The sequence below is a fragment of the Mycetocola spongiae genome (genome assembly GCF_020424085.1).
In the GTDB taxonomy this organism is placed as follows: Bacteria; Actinomycetota; Actinomycetes; order Actinomycetales; family Microbacteriaceae; genus Mycetocola; species Mycetocola spongiae.
Window position 1 is genome coordinate 1,007,773 of the sequence record NZ_CP080203.1, and the last position, 18,754, is coordinate 1,026,526.

An 18,754-nucleotide genomic window follows, 5' to 3' on the forward strand; every position below is an offset into this window, starting at 1 on the left:
CCGCCGTGTCCGCCACCGAAACGCTGCACCTGACCGGCTCCGCGCCGCTGGCCGTGGGCCCCGCCCTGGGCTCGCTCGGCGCGCACGCGATCCCCGCGCTGGATATCATCGAGGGCTCCACGCTCTCGCGCGCCCTGCGCCTGCCCTCGGGCCGGATCCTGGCCGCGCGGATCACCCCGCATGCGGAGGGAGTCCGCGTGGAGACGGCCTCGCTGTCGCCGGATGCCCGCGCGGAGTTGACCGGCGCGGTGCGCACCTGGTTTGATCTGGACGCCGATACGGAGGCGATCGCGCACTCCCTCGGCGGCGATGCGCTGCTCGCCCCGCTCTTGGCCGCGCGGCCCGGCCTGCGGGTGATCGGCAGCCCCGACCCGGCCGAGACCGCGCTGGTCACGGTGCTGGGTCAGCAGGTATCCCTCGCGGCCGCGCGCACGTTCTCGGGCCGGCTTGTCGCGGCCTTCGGCGCGGATGGCCCGGCGCTGCCCGGGGGCACCCCCACCCGGCTGTTCCCGCGCCCCGAGCTGCTGGCCGAGCGCGATCCGGAGGAGGTGCGCGCCGCCGTGGGCCTCACCGGTGCCCGCGCCAAGACCGTGATCGCCCTCGCGCGTACGCTCGCGGACGGCCTGGAGCTCGGGCCCGGGGCGGATCCTGTGCGCGCCCGCGCGGGCCTGCTTGCGGTGCCGGGAATCGGGCCGTGGACCGCCGATTATCTGGGCGTCCGGGTGCTCGGGGACCGCGATGGTTTTGTTCCGGGCGACCTGGTGCTGCGCCGCGCACTCGGCTCGATCCCGGCGCGCGAGGCCGAGGAGCGCTCCCGGGTATGGCGACCGTATCGCGCGTATGCGCTGATGCACCTGTGGACCGCCGCGGCCTATTAGGCCGGGCGCGCCACCGCCGCCGCGGCGGCCAGCCCCGATTCCACGGCCCCCTCGATCCACGCGGGCAGGCGCGAGCAGTGATCCCCGGCAAAAAATATCCGGCCCTCCTCCCCCAGGACATCGTCCTGGAGCGCTGTGAGCTGACCCGGTTCGGTCAGCGCATAGGCGCCCATCGAAAAGCGGTCATTTGACCAGGCATAGGACGCACCGTATTCGCATTCGGCGGCGGCCCCGGGATGCACCTGAGTGATATCCAGCAGCGCGCGCCGCACCCGATCCTCGGGTTCCAGCGCACCCCATTGCAGGGCGTCCTGGCCCCAGGTATAGCTTGCCAGCAGCAGTGCGCGCCTCCCCGGCCCCGCGGTATGCGCCGGATATTGGATGCGCCGCACCGGCAGATCCGTGGCGGTGGCCCCGCCGCCCTCACCCACGCGCTCCTGCCAGAGCGGGGATCGAAACTGCAAAAAAATCTTGGTGGCCGCGTCATAGTGCAGTTGGCGGATGGCGCGCATCTTGCCCGCGGAGAACACCGGGTTCAGCTCGATTCCGCGCAGCACCGAGAACGGCAGCGTACAGATCAGGGCCTCCGCACTAAACTCCCGCTCCCCGCCCGCCGTGCGCGCCCGCACCCGCACGCCGCGGCCGTCCTGGCCGATCGAGAGCACCTCGGTGCCCAGCCTCACCCGCGCACCCAGTTCGGGTAAAAACGCCCGCGGCAGGGAGTCCATACCCGCGGGCAGCTCCAGTAGATCGCCGTAGAGGTCGTCGAAGGATTCCCGGAACTCCTGGATCACCGACGTATTCAGCGTGGACTCGGTGAAGGACACCACCCCGTATTGTTCGATCGCTGCCTCCGACCAGCCGCGCGAACGCAGAAACTCGCGCAGCGAATAGCGGTCATAGCGCCGCACAAACTCGCGCGGGCTCAGCTCCCGATATTCCGCGCGCACCTCCCGCACCGTGTGTTCCCAGAGCCGGTGTACCCCGAGGGCGCGCTCATGGGGGCTCAGCGGAAACGATGGATCGGCCTCAAACGGGGTGGGCTCGCCCGGCCCGCTCAGGCGCTCGCGTGCAAAAACCGTATTGCGCGCGCCGGGGGCCAGCGGCCGCGCCTCGAGGCCAAAGCGGCGCACGAGCCCCAGCGTCAGGCTATGGCGGCGCGGGATGCGCATCGCCCCGGCCTCGGCGATCAGGCCCGGGGCCCAGTCGCGCAGCGTATGAATGCGGCCGCCCACGCGCGTGCGGGCCTCCAGGATCAGCGGATCATAGCCGCGCCGCACGAGGTCATCGGCGGCGGTTAATCCGGCCATGCCGGCACCGATCACCAGAATGCGGGCCCCGCGGGAGAGGAGTGGAAACATGATGCGCCACCAACCGATCTCGGCTGCGCGGGCGCCCCGGACATCCTCATCCGCAGCGGGCCACGGCGCGTATCTGCCGTGACCCCAGCCTAGGCCGTGCCCCTCCCGCAGGGGAAGGGCTGTTTATGCGTCAAACTCGCGCAGGCCCGCCGCCACCTCGGGGGAGGCAAATGCGTGTACCCGCGTGCCGTCCTCGGCATAGTCCAGCGAGATGACCCGGCCGCGGCGGTGCAGCAGCGAGATCGCGTCGCCGCGATCGTAGGGCACCAGCAGGGTGAGTTCCACCGAGGGGCTTGGCAGCAATTCGGAGATGCGCGCGAGGATCTCCTCCACGCCCTCCCCCGAACGCGCCGAGGCGAAGATCGCGCGCGGCTCCAGGCCGCGCAGGACCAGGCGCTCGTCCTCGGAGACCAGATCGGCCTTATTAAACACCACGATCTCGGGCACGTCCCGCGCGCCGACATCGCCAATCACATCGCGCACCGTGGTGAGCTGGGCGGTGGGATCGGGATGCGCGGCATCCACGACGTGTACGATCACATCGGCATCACCCACCTCCTCCAGGGTGGAGCGGAAGGCCTCAACCAGCTGATGCGGCAGATTACGCACAAAACCGACGGTATCGGTGAGGGTATAAACCCGGCCATCCTCGGTTTTATTCTTGCGCACCGTGGCGTCCAGCGTGGCAAAAAGCGCGTTCTCCACGAGCACCCCGGCGTGGGTGATCCGGTTCAGGAGGCTGGACTTGCCGGCGTTGGTATATCCGGCAATGGCCACCGAGGGCACCTCAAAGCGCTCACGATTGGCCCGCTTGGCCTCGCGCGCGGGCTCAAAGCCCTTGATTTGGCGGCGGAGCTTAGCCATCCGAATGTGGATATGGCGGCGATCCAGCTCCAGCTTGGTTTCACCGGGACCGCGCGAACCCATTCCCGCGCCACCCACCTGGCCACCGGCCTGGCGCGACATCGAGTCGCCCCAACCGCGCAGGCGCGGCAGCAGATATTGCAGCTGCGCAAGCTCCACCTGGGCCTTACCCTCGCGGCTCTTGGCATGCTGGCTGAAAATATCGAGGATCACGGCGGTGCGGTCGATGACCTTCACCTTCACCACATCCTCCAGGGCGCGGCGCTGGCTCGGCGAAAGCTCGGTATCGGCCACCACCGTATCGGCGCCGAGCGCCTTCACGATTCCGGCGAGTTCGGCGGCCTTACCGCTTCCAAAATAGGTGGACGCATCGGGATTGGGGCGGCGCTGCAGGAGGCCGTCCAGCACCGCGGCACCCGCGGTCTCGGCGAGGGCCGCGAGCTCGCGCAGCGAGTTCTCGGCCTCGTCCTGCTGGCCCTGCGGATAAACACCGATCAGCACCACGTTTTCCAGCCGCAGCTGACGGTACTCAACCTCGGTGACGTCCTCCAGCTCGGTGGACAGCCCGGCCACGCGGCGCAGCGCCTGGCGGTCGGCACGCTCGGACTGATCGCCGTCGCTGCGGGTACCATCGGCACCCTGTCCACGCTGTAGGGCCTCGGCAGAGGAACCAAACAGGCTAAAGCCCTCGGCGCGGGCCTGGGCTCCGCGCAATACGCGGGCTACGGCGTCATCGCCGTCCTCGGCGGGCACACCGGGCACCGCGGAGTCTTCGGGCACGGTTTCCGTGCCGGTGGAGTCGGGATATTCAACAGGGGTCTGATCATCTGAAGTCATTGCTGCCAGCCTAGCCGCTGGGGGCCCGTTTGGGGCCGGAATCCCGGTGAATTTCTCACGCTGAGCGCGAACGTCCCGCGCGGAAATTCGCCGTAATCTCGGGGCGGGGATCAAACACGCGCCGAACCGGGGTCGCCGCGGCGGGGCATTCTCGGTTACGGTCGAGATATGTCCACGGAACACTATTTTGATGCCCTCCCCGGTGGGGATGCCAGCTACCGCCAGATCACGGCCTGGATCGCCGGAGCCGAGCGCGAGGTCACCACCGCCAATAAGGTGTTCTCCCCCGGTCATATCGACGGCGGAACGCGCATCCTCCTGGACGCCGTACCCGAGCCCCCCACCCACGGCAATATTTTGGATCTGGGTGCGGGCTGGGGCCCGATCGCGCTGGAGCTTGCGATCCTGAGCCCCGAGGCCACCATCTGGGCCGTGGACGTGAACGAGCGTGCCCTGGACCTGGTGCGCCGCAATGCCCAGGCGCTGGGCCTGGAAAATATTCGTGCCGTGACCCCGGAACAGGTCCCCGCCGAGATCACGTTTGCCGCGATCTGGTCCAACCCCCCGATCCGCGTGGGCAAGGAGGTGCTGCATAATATGCTGGAGCACTGGCTTCCCCGCCTGGAGGTACAGGGTGAGGCGTGGCTTGTGGTGGCCAAGGACCTGGGCGCGGATTCGCTGCAGCGGTGGATTGCCGAGACACTCGGCGCAGACTTCGAGGTGAGCCGGGTGTCCACCAGCAAGGGCTTCCGGGTGCTGCTGGCCGATCGCGTGGCCTAGCCCACCGGGTTTTCCCCGAGCGCGGCGCCCACCCTGAACGTGCGGTCGCCGCAGGTGATGGTGCAGCCCGGGTCCACCACAAAGCGCTCACCCGGGGTACACGGATAGCTCGCGCCATCCGGATAGTGGATCCGGGTGCCGTTACCCGAGCCCAGGTCCTGCACCCAGAGCTCCCCCTCAAAAATACCGAGGAGCAGGTGCACGCGTGAGACGGAACGCTCGGGGTCGGCTACCTCGATCAGCCGCGGCCGGGTCTCGCCGTCAAGCTCCTCGCCGAGCCCCGCGGCGCTCGGGCGGCGACCCACCACGGTGATTCCCGCGATGATCGGTTCCTGCCCGTCATCGCAGTGCAGTTGATAGCTCACGCTCATGGGCGGGGTCCTTTCGGGGTGGGGTGCTGCCCGCCGGGGGTGGCGCGCGCGAGGGCTCGGGCCTGCCTGGCCGCGCGGATGCGGGCCACGAGGGTGCGCAGTGCGGGCCTGGCCCGGCGCAGCCCATCGCGCAGCCAGAGCCGAAGCGAGCGGGCACGCAGGATGCGCAGCAGCCGCGCCGCCCGGGTATCACCGCGCGCAAGTGCCGCCCGCAGTGCGGGAAGCGCTGCCCAGATCTCGGTGATATCGGGATCGGCGCCGCCGGGAGAGGGGCCCGCCGGTGGTTCCCCGCGGCCCGGAGCGGCGGTCTCGGCGGCGGCCCCGGCAAGGGCAAATACATGGCGGTCGATGCGATCGGTCAGCGCCCGCGCGAGCGCCCGATCCTCCGCGGTGGGTTCCTCCCGCTCGACCCACGCCGCTATCACCTCGCGCCGGGTGGCGGCGGCGGGCACCCTCACCCCGCGGTCGAGGATCTCATCGCGCACCTCGTTCCACGCACCCGCCGGGGTCAGATCGCGCAGATCCGCGCGCCGACGCATCCGCCGGCGCAGTTCGCCGCCCAGCAGCGAGCCCCAGAGCGGCGCGGTCAGGAGCGCAAGCACGGTGGCGAGCGGCAGCAGGATCGCGAGCACGGCGCGGAGAATCTGCAGCCAGGCCGGGTCCTCCGCGGGCGGTTTATTTTGGTCCTCATTGCGGCGCTGAGCCTGATTATCCTCGGGATCCAGGGGCCGCGGCGGGATGACCGTCTCGGGGCGGGGCTGCACCACCTCGGGGTCCTTATGGATCTCGGGAATCGGCCGCACCTCGGGCACCGGGTCGATCCCCACCCACTCGCCGCCGCGATCCTGCACCTCGGTCCAGGCCGTCAGATCGGCCCCAAATACCTGCTCGCCCGTGGGCGCATAGCCCAGCACAACCCGCGCCGGAAACCCGAGCTCGGCGGCGATCACCGTGAGCGCGGCGGCGTATTGTTCGGCATCGCCGAGCATCGGGGTGGCCGTGGCCAGCCGGTTCAGCCGCGCCACCGAGTGCCCCGGCAGGCTTGCGGGTTCCCCGGGGCCGCCGTGGCTGATATAGCCCTCGCGCAGCCAGCGGGTGGCCGCAAGCAGCGCCCCTCCCGCGGTCTCGGTGGGAGCCGAGCGGGAGCGCGCGGCGGCCAGGAGATCCTCGGGCACACTCGCCGAGGTTGATACCCGGTCGGGCCCGGGGTGCAGCGTGTCGATGCGGGTATCCTCGGCGAGGGGCCGGGACGCTCCCAGCGCCGTATAGTCGAGGCCCGCTCCGGGGCCCGTGCGCACCGCGCCGGCCGCGAGCCGCGGGCTAAAAAAGAACTCGCGCTGATATTCCGCGGCGTGCTCACCCCGGAACTCCACGCGGGAGACCCCCTCGGGCAGCGGCAGCCAGACGCCCTGCGCCCGCGCGAGGCGAATCCGCACCCGCTCCCGCCCCTCCTGCACCCCGGGGACGCTCACCGGGATGCGCTGAAACCCCGCGTATTCCTCGTTAGTGGTGGTATCGCCGATCCGAAATACCTGGCCGTCATAGTGGTCCAACACCGCCAGGCGCAGGCGCTCACCCGCGGGCAGCCCGGTTACGGTGAGCAGCTCGGCCGAGGCCTGCGGGGCCTCGACCCAGCGGCGATAGCCCACGAGGGGGCTCACCTCGCCGCGCGGATCAAACGGGATTCCCACGGCCTCACGCAGCACCGCACGCTCGGGCAGGAGGTTGCCCCGGGCCGCGACCGAGCCGCCCACCGCCGCGGAGATCCCCAGCAGTACCACGGCGGCGATCACGCGCCGGCCCTGCCCCGGCGCGCGGCGCGCACCGCGCGCGGTTTTGCCCGGGAGCGAATGCCAGAGCGCCCAGCCCAGCGCGCATAACATCAGGAGAGTCCCGGACCACGCGGCCTCCGGCGCAATCCTGGTACCCCACAGCACACTCACGGTCCAGATCCCCAGGGCCGGCAGCAGCGACCAGCCCACCGCGCGGCGGCGCGCCAGCAGCGTGAAGGCCAGAAAACTTGCGGCATAGATCAGAATAAACGGCGGAACCAGCAGGCCCTGGAACGTGCCCAGCGGGGGCTGCACGGTGAGGAGTTGCTTCCAGCCGGACGTGGCACCATCGGCAAAAACTCGCAGCGGCGCTATCGGGCCGCCGCCCCAAAAATCGGGCACCGCGAGGAGGAACCCCGCAAACAGTCCCGCCAAAAACGCCGGGGCCAGGCCCGAGAGCACCGACCAGCCCCGCCGCGCCCAGGCCAGCGCCAGCCCACCCGGGATCAGCACGGCCCCGAGCACCACATATCCGAGGTGGATATCGCGATAGATCCCCCATAGCGGCGCGGCCGCCGCGAGCAGCAGCGCCGCGAGCGATATTGCATCGCGGGGCGCCACCCTGCCCGCCCCGGCGCGGAAACGCGCGGCCACCCGGGCTCCCCGCCCGCCCCGCCTCATCGCCGCATCACCCCGGCCATCAGGTGCCGCAGATCCTCCAGATAGCCGATGCTCACCACGTGCAGTCCCTCAATTTTTTGCAGGCGCGGACGCTCCCCGGGCCGACAGACCACGGCCACAATCTGGGTTCCCGCCGGTAAGCGCAGCGACCAGGAGCGCAGCTGACGCACCGAGACCGCCGATCCACACAGCAAAAAAACAAGCGAGATGCCGTTGAGGGTGGCCGCGGCGAGCGCCGCAAGCTGCCCCAGACCCACCGTGCTGTTATCCCAGCGCAATTCGCTCAGGCCGTCCAGGAGCAGCGTGCCGGTGCGGGAGGGAATGGGGAGCGGTTCGCGCACCTCGCGGTCGAGGCTCGCCTCGGTGGGCGGACCGGTCACTACCGAGAGATCGCGGCGATCCCGCACGGCCCGCAGCGCAATCGACGCCGCGGCGCTCACGGCCAGCTCAAACTCGGCCTCGTCCCGATAATCCGCGGCAGCCCCCGGAAGCCCCACCACGATATGGCTGCGCCGCGTCTCCTCAAATTGGCGCACCATGAGCGTGCCCGTGCGGGCGGTGCTCTTCCAGTGGATATGCCGCCGATCATCGCCGGGCCGATATTCGCGCAGCGCGTGAAAGGCAATATCGCTCGCGGTCAGGTCCGGGGTGGGGCTACCCTCCAGATCGCGGATGAATCCGGTGCTCATGCCGGGCACCTGCCCCGTGAGCGGATGCACAAAGACGTCCACATAGTCGCTCCACACCACCACGCGCCGAAATAGCCCCAGCGGATCGCCGCGCACGGTGCGCACGGGCCCCACCCGCAGTACCGCGCGCCGCCGCGCGGGGATCTTAAACGCGCTCACGCCCTCCGCGCCGCCCACCCCCGGCATCGCCAGCGCGATCACCTCCTCCCCCACGGTGACCTCCAGCCGCGGCCGCATCAGCCGCAGCCGGCCGATCTGGCGCAGCACCACCTCGCCGCCAAGATCGCTTCCCACGCTGGTGCGGGTCTCCGGGACGCGCAGTTCCGCCTCGAAGCGCCCGGTTCCCCAGAGAAACAGGGCGGCGAGCACCAGGAGCATCAGCAGCGCACAGCCGAGCGCAAAAAACTCCGCCCAGCCGAGCGCGCGGCCCACCGCGAGCCCCAGCACGCAGGCCAGCAGCACACCCCAGCCGAGGAGCGTGGTCACGGCGAGCGCCGTGTGGGCGGCGCGGGACAGTGCTCCGCGCAGCCGCCGCAGGTGCCGCCGCAGGATGCGCCGCCAGCGGGCGGCCCGCCCGGACCGGCGGGAGAGGGCTCCGCCCGGGACTCCCGTCCCCGAATAGCCCGTCTCGGTGGGCTCGGGCCGGGACACACTCGCCGTGGTGGGTGAACCCATCCCTATACCTTGATCTTCTCGGCCGGAGGGGCCACCTCGAGGAGGATCTGAGCGATGATCTGGCTGCCGGTGACGCCGTCAAACTCGGCCTCGGGATCAAGAATCAGGCGGTGTGCTAGCACGGGCTCCGCAAGAAGCTTAATATCGTCCGGCAGCACAAACGTGCGGCCCTCGCTCGCGGCCCAGGTCATCGCCGCCCGCAAGAGGCCCAGCGCCCCGCGGATACTCGCCCCGAGCCGGGTCTCGGGGGCGCTGCGGGTGGCCTCCACGAGGCGCGTGACATAGTCGAGGATCGCCGGTTCGGTATGCACCAGCTTGGCCACCTCGATCATCGAGACGAGGTTATCCACCGTCAGGATGGAGGGCAGCGTGCGCCGGTGCCGGTTTATCCGCACCCCCTCGAGGATGCGCACGGTGGAGGCCGCATCGGGATAGCCCAGCGATGTTTTCATGAGGAAGCGGTCAAGCTGGGCCTCGGGCAGGCTATAGGTTCCCGCCTGCTCCACGGGATTCTGGGTGGCGATGGCCATAAACGGCGCGGGCACCTCATGGGAGATGCCATCCACCGTGACCCGGCCCTCCTCCATGACCTCCAGCAGCGCCGACTGGGTTTTGGGGGAGGCCCGGTTGATCTCATCGGCCAGGCAGATATTGGCAAAAACCGGGCCGGGATGAAAGATAAACGCGGAGGAGGACTGGTTATAAATGCTCATGCCCGTGACGTCTCCCGGCAGCAGGTCGGGCGTGAATTGGATCCGCGAGCTGGTGCCCGCGACGGTCTGCGCGAGCGCGCGGGCGAGCGAGGTTTTTCCGGTTCCGGGAGCGTCCTCCAGCAGCAGGTGGCCCTCGCTGAGCATCGTGGTCAGCGCCAGGCGCAATACGTGTTCCTTCCCCAGCACGGCCTCCCCCACGGCGGAGATCAGCTGGTTAAACGTGTCCAGGAACCACAGGGCCTCGGCCTCGGTCATGGCGGGATTTTTGGTCGTGGTCATCTGGCTCTTTCGGGAAGGGGTGGATGTGGACGGGGTGTGCCTACGGGGCCGGAGGGGTTCCGGCGCAATCGGTATTCAGCGTTTCGGGGGCCTCATAGGTTTGGCCACCCAGCACGGTGCGCAGGCGCACCTGCATTTTTTCGGCCCCCGCGGGGAAGGCCGGGACGGGCTCGGTGGCGGCCACCCAGACCCCCGTGATCGGCGTGCTGATGGCGCCGTGCTTCTGGTAGTACATCGCCTCGATTCGCGCCTCGACGCCGTTATTCGCGGGGCCGCGCAGGCTCAGCACTCCCCCCGGCGCGGGACAGCCCAGCACCTGGGCCCGCGTGCGGAACGCCGTGACGGGGGCACCCGCGGCCACGGGTACCGAGCAGGAGCTGCCCTGGGGGGTCTCGCAGGCCCGCACAAAGATCTGCTGTGCCACACCAAATTGATCGGCGCGTGCGGGCACGGGCCCCGCATAGGTGACCCACGCGGCGGAGCCCACACCCGGCGCGGCACTCCCGGGAGCCCCGATCGCGATCTGGAAGATATCGCCCCTATCGGCGCTTTGCCCGCGGATGGCATAGCGCTGATCACCATCGGCCCCGGTCTGGGTGAGGGCCACGGTATTGCCCCCCATCTGCGGAGGTTCCGGCATCGAATTTGAGGTTTTTTGCGTACAGAATAGGCCGTTTGAGACCGACACCACATAGCTGGCCTGGGAGTCCACCCGATCAATATGGAAGCTATCGCCGCGCACATTGGACTCCAGCGTGACCGAGCACGCGGGATGGTCCGCCGCCTTATCCACCCGGATCTTGGCCGCGGTGGCCCCCTGCAGGTTTACGTCGGTCCAGTAGACATCTGCCCCGCGCGATCCGATGCCATAGGAGGGCCTGAGCCCCACCGAGCCGATCGTGGGAGGCCCCACCGCGACGGCACCGGCCGCCGCGGCGGGCCCGGCATGGGTTTTATTTCGGGCCACCACGCTCAGCGTATATTTTTGGGCCGCCACCACTCCCGCGGTGATTTCCAGGGTTCCCACCCCGGCGGCCGTGGATGTGCCGATGCTCACCCCGGGCCCGCTCACGCTCACGTCATAGCCGATCAGGGCGGAGCCGGGGGCCGAGCCCGAGCCCGCGGCCCACGTGGCGACCAGCGCGGGCTGGCCCGCGCGATTGGCGGGCGCGAGGGTCACCCCGGTTGGTGCCACGGGGGTGCCGTCGATCAGTATCGGGGCGCTGAGCACCCCTGCCTCGCCCGTGCCTAATGCATTGGTTGCGGCGGCGCGGAACTGATAGCTAGTCCCGTATTCGAGCCCACTCACCACGCAGAGATCGGGGTTCTCGCAGCTGGCGCCGGGACCGGTGCCGCCCGAACTCACGGTATAGCCCGTGATGGGCGAGAAGTTTTCAAAGGCGTGCGGGATCGCGAGGGTCACGCTGGCCTTTTCCAGGTCGGTGCTCACGATCCGCGGGGCCCCGGGCGGCTCGGGTACGTCCTGGATCTGCACGCTGATATAGCCGGTGGCCATGCGCTCGGGGGACTCGGTCAGGTCCAGCACGGTATAGGGAATCGTGATGGTTCCCGTGGCCGCGGCCTTGCTTATGCTCACCCGCACGGTGCTGCGATCGGCGCTGGTATCCACCGCGACACCCGCGGGTAGGCTGCTGCCGGCCCCCACCGAGCCCACCCGCAGGGGCTTTCCGGGGAAGGGGTTTGTGGCCTCGTCGTTTTCCAGCACGGCCACGCTCGCGGAGGTGCCGCGCTGAAGCGTGACGGTATCGGGGATGGGCGAGACCAGGGGCCGCGTGGAGTTCACGATCTGCACCCGCACCACCGCGGATTTCCCGGCCGTTGAGCCGTCAAAAACCGAGACGAGCACCGCGGCGGATGCCCCGCTATGGGCGCCATCCACGGCGCGCAGCGTGAGCCGCTGCCCGGAGATCACGGCGCTGGCCACGGAGGGATTATCGGTGCTGGCCTCATAGCGCAGCGCATCGGCGCGCTCGGGATAGAGGAAATCGGTGAGCTGGCGCAGTTCCACCACGCGCTCCGCTCCCGGTTCGAGGCTGATATTGGCCCCCGTGAGTATCGGCGGTTGCCGGTCCGAGGGCGTCACGGTGATCGGAAGGGTGAGCGTGCTGGTGCCGCCCTGATCTCCCTCGCTATCGGTCACGGTGAAGGTGATGGCGGCGGCCCCCCAGTATTCGGGCAGCGACCGGTAGAGCAGGGTGTCATCGCCCGCGGTGAGGGGCTCCCCGCCGGCATGGCTGGCCGATACGGGTGCCCCCTCCACCAGGCGCAGCGGACCACCCGTGGGGCTCAGCACATAATCGCGCAGTGCAATCCGCAGGCTCTCACCCGCCGCGATACTCAGCGCGGGAGCCCCGGGTTTCAGCTCGGGGCGGCTATCGGTGGTTCCGGGCACCCAGATCAGGGCCGTGCTGGAGACGGTCGGGGCGTCCCGGCGGAAAATCTCAAAGGGCACAATATGGGAGTGGGCGTCCACGCTCACGCTCACCCGGCCATCGGCTTCCCGTGTGGCTCCGGGATATCCGGGCACCAGCCGCAGGTCGAGGGCCGCGCGGCCTCCCTCGCTAAACCGCGCGAATCCCAGGGGGTCCACGGTCACGGAATCTCGGTGCGCAATATCGCGGCTGCCGAGGATAATATCGGCGGCCTCGGGGCGCGCCAGCGGCGCATCGGCGCTCACCCGGAGATATAACCAGGCGCTGCTGGTGGCGCCGCGGCTGCTGCGAATCGTATAGAGCAGGCCATAGGAGCCCGCCGTGGCGGGGGCGGTGACCTTCACGGAATCGGGGGTGAAGGATTCCCGGAGTCCCCCCGCGGAGGCCTCCACGGAGATCACGGCGAGCGCCGCGTTTTCCGGATCGGAATCGTTGTCGGTGACCGGGATATCCAGGGTCACGCCCGGCCGCACGGAGACCAGATCGTCCACGGCCACGGGCGGCGCCACGGTCTCGGCCGCGGGAATCACGCCGATCCGCACGAGCCCCGTGCCGCGGGCGCCCAGGGCATCCACGACGCTATATTCCACCTCGTCCGTGCCGCTGGAATACGGGGATGCCGTATATTCCAGATAATCGCGGCCGCCACTTCCCATCGAGCCCAGCCGCGGCTGGTTGGGGGCGCCCACCAGGGTTACGGTATCGCCATCGGGGTCGATCCCTGTCAGCAGCACCGGGATCTGCACGGTTTTTCCCGCGAGTACCCTGGCGGTCAGGGTGCGCGGCACGGGCGGGCGGTTATTGGCCGCATCCACCTCGCGTACAGTGAGCGTGACGGGGGCCTCGGCCCACTGCCCGTCGGTGCTGCTCACCCGATAGCGGGCAACATAGGTTCCCGGGGTGGCGGGGGCCAGATAGCGCAGTTTTTCTCCGGAAATAAATAGTGTTCCCTCCCCCTCGCCGAGCGGTGCACCCAGCTCGGGTTCGAGGCTCAGGGGCTTGCCATCGGGCTGGCTATCGTTTTTGAGGACGGGGATATCCACGACGGAGCCCACCCGAACCTCGGCGGAATCGGCCACCGCCACGGGCGGTTGCAGGCGGACCGGTTCCGGAATTTCCAGGATGGTGAGGGTCCCGGGCGCGGTATTCACGCCGTTGGATACGGTGAAACCCACGGTGATCGGGGTGCCGTGCAGCGAGTTGCGCAGCGTGACGCGGAGGATGCGCAGGTCCACGGTTTCCACCAGCACGCCGCTCTCGGGTGCGGGCTGATTCACCCCGGCGATGCTGAGTACTCCCCCGCCGGGATCATAGGCGGAGGCCAGCACGTCCACAACCGCAGTATTTTGCAGATAGAGGAAGGCTGTGACCGGGGCTGTCACCGGAATCGACGGGCCCTCGGGGGCCGCGGCCACCTCGAGCCTCACGATTCCCGTGGCGGTGAGCGACCCATCGGCCACCGCATATTCGAGCAGATAGCTGCCCGGGGAGCTGGCGGTGGCGGTGAAGGTTCCGGCGCCGTAATCGGGAGTGAGCCGCACCTCGGCCTCGCGGCCGGGGGCGGTGACGCCGGTGAGGGTGGCGGCCCCCGAGCCCCCGCGCACCACGGTAAGCGGCTCGATCAGGATTTCCTGGCGGGCAAAGCCCACGCGGGTGAAGGACTCCGCCACGAGCGGGATGGTGCCGGGTGCGCCCGTGGTCACGGTCACGCTACCCGCCCCGCCGAGCGAACCATCGGAGACCTCGATGCTGATGATGCGCAGTTCTCCGGCGCCGCCGGCCTCGGTGAAGCCGAGGGTTCCGGCCGCGGCATAGGTGACGGTATCGGGGGCGGCGACGCTGGCCCCGGCGAGGAATATCGGATCGGAATCGGGGTCCACCCAGTCTTCCAGGGTGTCGGTGCGCACGGTTCCCCCCAGCTCCACCGAGGTGCGGGTGGGGCGCGCCTGCACGGGCGCGGAGTTCTCCTCCGGGCTGCGCATCGTGACGGTCACCGTGGCCGAATCGGTATTGCCGTAGCCGTCGTCGATCGTATAACCAAACGTGAGCTCGGGCGGGGGTGCAGCCCCCGGCAGGAACTGGATTTTCTGGCCGTCGGCGATGATGCTGAGTGTTCCCGTTTCGGGGGCCATCTCGGTCACCGCGGAGACGATCAGGGCATCGCCGTTGGGATCGCTATCGTTGAGCAGCACCGGCAATACATTTCCGCGGTCCGGGCGCGCGCCGAAGGCATCGTCCACGGCCACGGGCGGAAGCTGTTGCGCGGTGAGTTCGGGCGGCTCATCGCGGTCATTTTCCACGGTTTCGGTGGGGGTATCGTCGGGGATAAAATCGGCCCAGTTATCGATAAGCTCGCCGCCGCGCTGCACGGCCCAGGACCGGCCCGAGCCGGGTGCGGAGAGCACCACCGTGGCACCGCGCACAGCAAACTCCGCGGTGCGGGAGTCGTCCGGGGAGGCCAGGGTGAGTTCCCGGGTATCGCGGTCGGTGCAGCGACGCTGCGCGAGCCCCGCCGACCAGGCCAGGTATTCGCAGGAGCCCACGCGCACGGGCGCGCTCGCGGCCCCGCCGCTGCCCTCGGGGGCGGCCAGGGTGGTGATGGTGGAGGAGCCGGGGGCAATCGAGAGTGCGCCCGCGGAGTGTGCGATCAGGACCGCGCCGCCCGAGGCGGAGGGCCGCAGAAGGCGGGCGCTCTCGGGCCGTTCCAGGTGGGGGCCCAGATCAAGATGGCGATCGCCGATCAGCAGGTCGGCATTCTCCGCCTGATAGAGCACGGGGGTTCCGCCCAGCAGGCTGAGCTGCACCTCGCCGTCCTCCGCGGCCACCGGGACCCGGGTGGTGAGTGGTTTTGCATCGTCACGGAGCGAGCCCACCACCAGATCGCCGCTCGTGGAGCTGAACCCCGCGAAGTTCCCGGCGTCGTCCGCGGCGAGGGTGATGTGGGTGCCGAGGTTGAGGGTGGGTGCGGAGAGCGCGCTGAAGTCACGAATATCGGCCACCGGGATGGTCCATACGTCGCCGCTCTCGCGCTGCCAGATGATGTAGTGGGTGGTGGTGAGCGTGACCTCGGGGCTGCCCGCGGGCAGCGGTACGGATTCGGTGATCGTGGCGGCCGCGGCGTCCAGCACGTCGAGGGTATTTTTGGAGCGATTATGGATGCCCACGGTGGTCTCGTTTTGTAATACGTCGAGGTCCCCGGTGATCCCCGTGGCCGCGCTATCCAGGCGCAAAAGCTCGGTATTGGCATGGCCCAGCATGCCCTGGGAGGAATTGGCCACCCAGGCCGAACCATCGTCGAGCAGGGGTTTCAGATGATCAAATCCGCGGCCGAGCAGCCCAATCGTGGCCACCAGGGCCAGGACGCTGGCCACGCTCACCCCGCCAAGCAGGGTGCGGCCGTGCCGCGAGAGTAGCCCACGCAGGTTCATCGCTCGCTCCTCACGCAGCTATCGGCGCTGACAGGCCCGGATACTCCCGCGCGCACCACGGCAATGGTGATGCAGACCCGGCCCGGATATTCATCCGTGGCGAGCGAGATCTCGGTGCCGTCCTGGCCGATTCCGCTGCCGCCGTTCACCCGCACCAGATAGCGGTCGCCCGGCGCGAGCCCGGGGTCGGGCCAGGCGAAGCGGGCGGCGGTCGCGGTGAGGGAGCTTTCCACGCCGTCCACCCGGGGGATCTGCCGGTCGCCGCCCTCCCCGGCGAGGATAAACGCGGTAAGACCACCGCCGCACAGCAGCGCTGCCCCCGCCCCGAGCAGCCACGGGAGGGTGCGTGCGCGGTGGGTCTCGCGCGCGGCCGTGCGCAGGACGGTGCGGTCGATAACCTGGCTTACCCCGCTCTCGCTGTTTCGGGACGAGGATGAGGAAGAGCCGGAGCCGGTGCCGGTGCTCTCGCGGCGCACCCGGCGAAGGCGACCGCCGGTGGTGGTGGAGGAGCGGGTGGGGGCGGCGGCCTCCAGCGCGGAGATATCGAGGTGGCGCTCCTGTATCAGGTCCACCGGGCTTGGGCGCAGGCCCAGCTCGGTTTCCACCAGTTGCAGTTCCCGCACGAGGTCCAGGACGCTCGCGGGGCGGCGCTCGGGATCGCGGGCCAGGCCCTCGCCGATGAGGCGCTCGAGGCGCTCGGGCACGTCGGCGCGACCCAGCGGGGGCAGGGCCATCCGGCCAAGAATGCGAGCGGCAATGGCCTCGCGCGAGTTATCCCGGCCCGGGAGTTCAAAGGGGGATCGGCCCGCGAGGAGCCCGTAGAGTGTGGCGGCAAAGCCCCAGACCTCGCTGCGCACGGAACCCGTGGTGGTTCCGGCGATGACCTCGGGGGCGGACCACGGTACCGAGAGTCCCATCACGCCCCCGCTTTCGGCCTGCACGATGCTGGAGGCGATGCCAAAATCGGAGACCACGGCGCGGCCATAGCCGGTGATCAGAATATTGGCGGGCTTCATATCGCGGTGCAGGAGGCCGTTGCGGTGCGCGGTTTCCAGCACACCGCCCACGGCAATTCCGGTGCCCAGTACCTCATCAAGCGTGATTGATTCGGTGCGGAAACGCCCGCCATAGCCGCGCGGGCAGTATTCCATGACCAGGTACGGGCGGCCATCGGGCGCGACGCTGGCCTCATAAACGGTGAGGACGGCGGGATGCGCGGAGAGCTGGGCCATGAGGGTGGTTTCCACGAGGAACATGGCGCGCATCGCCTCATCGGAGATTCCGGGGGTGAGCACCTTCACGGCAACCTGGCGCCGCGGGAGGTTTTGCTCGTAGAGATAAACATCGGCAAAGCCCCCGGTACCGAGGGCACGCAGATAGCTATACCCGGCGAGTTCGGGCGGGGGGCTGGGCAGTCGACGCATCAGGATGTGATCCCTTTAGATGTGGGGTGGTGCTGAGAAGCGTGATATTCGAGGGTCACGGTGATCCCATCGCCCAGCTCAACCACGCTGCCGGGAGAGAGGGGGATCTCGTCCCCCGAGCGCAGGCGGTGCCGCGGGGCGAGCGCGGCGGGGGCGAGAGGCGCGGGATGCGGGGCGGCGGCCCCCACGGTGACCATGGTGCCGTTGCTGGTCCAGAGGTCGCGCACCACCACGGAGTTGTGTTCGTGGCGGAAGCGCACATGATTTGCCGAGACCTCCCCGCCGGGCGAGCGGACGGCGATGAGTTCGGTTTGGGAGCGGTCTGCCCCGTGGGGCAGCTCGGGTGCCCGCCCCAGGATGACCGTGCCGCGCAACGGATAGCGTTCCTCCGTGCCGCCCGCACTCAGGACGAGGCACCATCCGTGGGCGGCGGCCGCGGGCAGCCAGGCGGAAGGGTCGGTCTGGTCCCGCTCCCCCGCCGCCCCCGCGGCAACCGGACGGGCCGAGAGCACGGGGGTTGTCCGCGCGCGCGGACGCTGCGCGCGGGCGGCGCGGTGTGCCGCGGGCGCCGGATCGCCGGCCAGAGCGGCCGCGTGCTCCCGCAGCACGGTGCTTTCCGGATCGGGCCCGGGCCCCTCAGCGGATACCGCCGAGGGGCCCGGGGCGGGTGTTTCACGCGGGGCGGGCCGGCGGATGATGGTCTCTTCAGGGCAGCCCGTGGGCTCCGCCCCGCGGCCGCGCACCACGGTGAGGTCCGAGTCTTCCGCGGGGGGCTCGGCGGTGGTTCCGGCGGGAACCGCGCGCAGCACGGTCTGGTCGGGGTCGCCCGTGATGTCCGTGTTGATGACCACATCACGCGCGCCGGGCCCCGGGGCGTCCGCGGCCCCACCGGCGGTGCTGGACCGCGCGGCGGATTCCCCGAGGCCATACCCGGCCTCCATTTTTTGGGGCCGCACCACGGTCAGGTCCGGGTCGCCCGCGGACCAGACCGCGCACTCGCCTAAACGGTGTATGTCGGGGGTGCTCGCCCCGGGGCTCCCCGCCTCGGTGGCACACGCGGGTGCGTGCGCCACGGGAGAGGCCGTGGCATTGCGCCCCGCAACACTCGGTTGGCCACCGGGGCTCACCACCGCGGTTGTACCCGAGCGGGCAGCCCCGGCCCGCCGCCCGCGGGCGCCCCCGCGCCCCGCCGCGCGTGGTCCCCGCGTGCCGGTGTTTTGAGCACCCGGCCCGCGATCGGCCGCGGCGGTTTCCACCGCAAACCCCGTGATGTTGGTCAGTTCCACCTCGGGCAGCCCACCGCGCAGCAGGATGCTTTTGGCCTCGCCGAGCCGGGTGGCCCGCAGGACCATGCCGGAACCAAGCCAGACCTGCACCCGGGTAGCCCCGAGGTATTCGCAACGAAAACCCTCCGCGCGTGCCCGCTCCGGCGCGACCCAGAGCGTTCCCGGCACGGCCAGTTCCACGCGGGCCCGGGCGCTCATACCCGGCTCCCCCGGGGAAGCCTGAACCGGGGAGACCGGCACCGAGCAGATCGACACTGGGAAGG

General features: G+C 69.9%; 11 protein-coding genes. 2 read left to right on the plus strand and 9 right to left on the minus strand.

What is annotated here, in order from left to right; all coding sequences use genetic code 11:
* The first annotated feature begins 5 nt into the window (after nucleotides 1-5).
* On the plus strand, nucleotides 6-878 hold the full coding sequence (locus KXZ72_RS04690) for a DNA-3-methyladenine glycosylase family protein (RefSeq protein ID WP_226082578.1): 873 nt from the start codon (nucleotides 6-8) through the stop codon (nucleotides 876-878).
* On the opposite strand, the gene KXZ72_RS04695 is transcribed toward KXZ72_RS04690, so the two are convergent.
* Nucleotides 875-2,239: a flavin monoamine oxidase family protein gene (locus tag KXZ72_RS04695; RefSeq protein WP_226082579.1), complete on the minus strand. Its 1,365-nt coding sequence runs from the start codon at nucleotides 2,237-2,239 to the stop codon at nucleotides 875-877. The two genes, KXZ72_RS04690 and KXZ72_RS04695, sit on opposite strands and share 4 nt — an antisense overlap.
* A gap of 123 nt (nucleotides 2,240-2,362) precedes the next feature.
* Nucleotides 2,363-3,940, minus strand: a complete 1,578-nt coding sequence (hflX, locus tag KXZ72_RS04700) for a GTPase HflX (protein WP_226082580.1) — start codon at nucleotides 3,938-3,940, stop codon at nucleotides 2,363-2,365.
* A gap of 168 nt (nucleotides 3,941-4,108) precedes the next feature.
* Here hflX and KXZ72_RS04705 point away from each other — a divergent pair, with 168 nt between their 5' ends.
* The gene (locus KXZ72_RS04705; protein ID WP_226082581.1) at nucleotides 4,109-4,720 is read left to right on the plus strand and encodes a class I SAM-dependent methyltransferase; all 612 of its coding nucleotides are present in this window, start codon (nucleotides 4,109-4,111) and stop codon (nucleotides 4,718-4,720) included.
* On the opposite strand, the gene KXZ72_RS04710 is transcribed toward KXZ72_RS04705, so the two are convergent.
* Genes KXZ72_RS04710 through KXZ72_RS04745 form a run of 7 tightly spaced genes read right to left on the minus strand, consistent with a single transcriptional unit; the run spans nucleotide 4,717 to nucleotide 18,689 of the window.
* Nucleotides 4,717-5,091, minus strand: coding sequence for an FHA domain-containing protein (locus KXZ72_RS04710; protein WP_226082582.1), 375 nt, complete (start codon nucleotides 5,089-5,091; stop codon nucleotides 4,717-4,719). The two genes, KXZ72_RS04705 and KXZ72_RS04710, sit on opposite strands and share 4 nt — an antisense overlap.
* Nucleotides 5,088-7,484: a transglutaminase family protein gene (locus tag KXZ72_RS04715; protein ID WP_226082583.1), complete on the minus strand. Its 2,397-nt coding sequence runs from the start codon at nucleotides 7,482-7,484 to the stop codon at nucleotides 5,088-5,090. The genes KXZ72_RS04710 and KXZ72_RS04715 overlap by 4 nt, the downstream gene beginning before the upstream one ends.
* 56 nt (nucleotides 7,485-7,540) lie before the next feature.
* Entirely contained in the window at nucleotides 7,541-8,908 is a 1,368-nt protein-coding gene (locus tag KXZ72_RS04720) for a DUF58 domain-containing protein (protein ID WP_226082584.1), read from the minus strand.
* Nucleotides 8,909-8,910: 2 nt separating this feature from the next.
* Nucleotides 8,911-9,900, minus strand: a complete 990-nt coding sequence (locus KXZ72_RS04725; protein ID WP_226082585.1) for an AAA family ATPase — start codon at nucleotides 9,898-9,900, stop codon at nucleotides 8,911-8,913.
* 40 nt (nucleotides 9,901-9,940) lie between these two features.
* A complete protein-coding gene (locus KXZ72_RS04730; protein ID WP_264159462.1) occupies nucleotides 9,941-15,781 on the minus strand; it encodes an Ig-like domain-containing protein in 5,841 nt (1,946 codons plus the stop codon).
* A complete protein-coding gene (locus tag KXZ72_RS04740; RefSeq protein ID WP_226082586.1) occupies nucleotides 15,778-17,205 on the minus strand; it encodes a serine/threonine-protein kinase in 1,428 nt (475 codons plus the stop codon). Before KXZ72_RS04740 ends, KXZ72_RS04730 begins: the two co-directional genes overlap by 4 nt.
* Nucleotides 17,205-18,689 (minus strand): FHA domain-containing protein, encoded by a 1,485-nt coding sequence (locus KXZ72_RS04745; protein WP_226082587.1) that lies wholly within the window; start codon nucleotides 18,687-18,689, stop codon nucleotides 17,205-17,207. Before KXZ72_RS04745 ends, KXZ72_RS04740 begins: the two co-directional genes overlap by 1 nt.
* Nucleotides 18,690-18,754 lie beyond the last annotated feature (65 nt).

Bases quoted from the DNA above. Each gene is read 5' to 3' on its own strand.
- KXZ72_RS04695 (WP_226082579.1), bottom strand. From the start codon at position 2,239: ATGTTTCCACTCCTCTCCCGCGGGGCCCGCATTCTGGTGATCGGTGCC.
- hflX (WP_226082580.1), bottom strand. From the start codon at position 3,940: ATGACTTCAGATGATCAGACCCCTGTTGAATATCCCGACTCCACCGGC.
- KXZ72_RS04705 (WP_226082581.1), top strand. From the start codon at position 4,109: ATGTCCACGGAACACTATTTTGATGCCCTCCCCGGTGGGGATGCCAGC.
- KXZ72_RS04710 (WP_226082582.1), bottom strand. From the start codon at position 5,091: ATGAGCGTGAGCTATCAACTGCACTGCGATGACGGGCAGGAACCGATC.
- KXZ72_RS04720 (WP_226082584.1), bottom strand. From the start codon at position 8,908: ATGGGTTCACCCACCACGGCGAGTGTGTCCCGGCCCGAGCCCACCGAG.
- KXZ72_RS04725 (WP_226082585.1), bottom strand. From the start codon at position 9,900: ATGACCACGACCAAAAATCCCGCCATGACCGAGGCCGAGGCCCTGTGG.
- KXZ72_RS04730 (WP_264159462.1), bottom strand. From the start codon at position 15,781: ATGAACCTGCGTGGGCTACTCTCGCGGCACGGCCGCACCCTGCTTGGC.
- KXZ72_RS04740 (WP_226082586.1), bottom strand. From the start codon at position 17,205: ATGCGTCGACTGCCCAGCCCCCCGCCCGAACTCGCCGGGTATAGCTAT.
- KXZ72_RS04745 (WP_226082587.1), bottom strand. From the start codon at position 18,689: ATGAGCGCCCGGGCCCGCGTGGAACTGGCCGTGCCGGGAACGCTCTGG.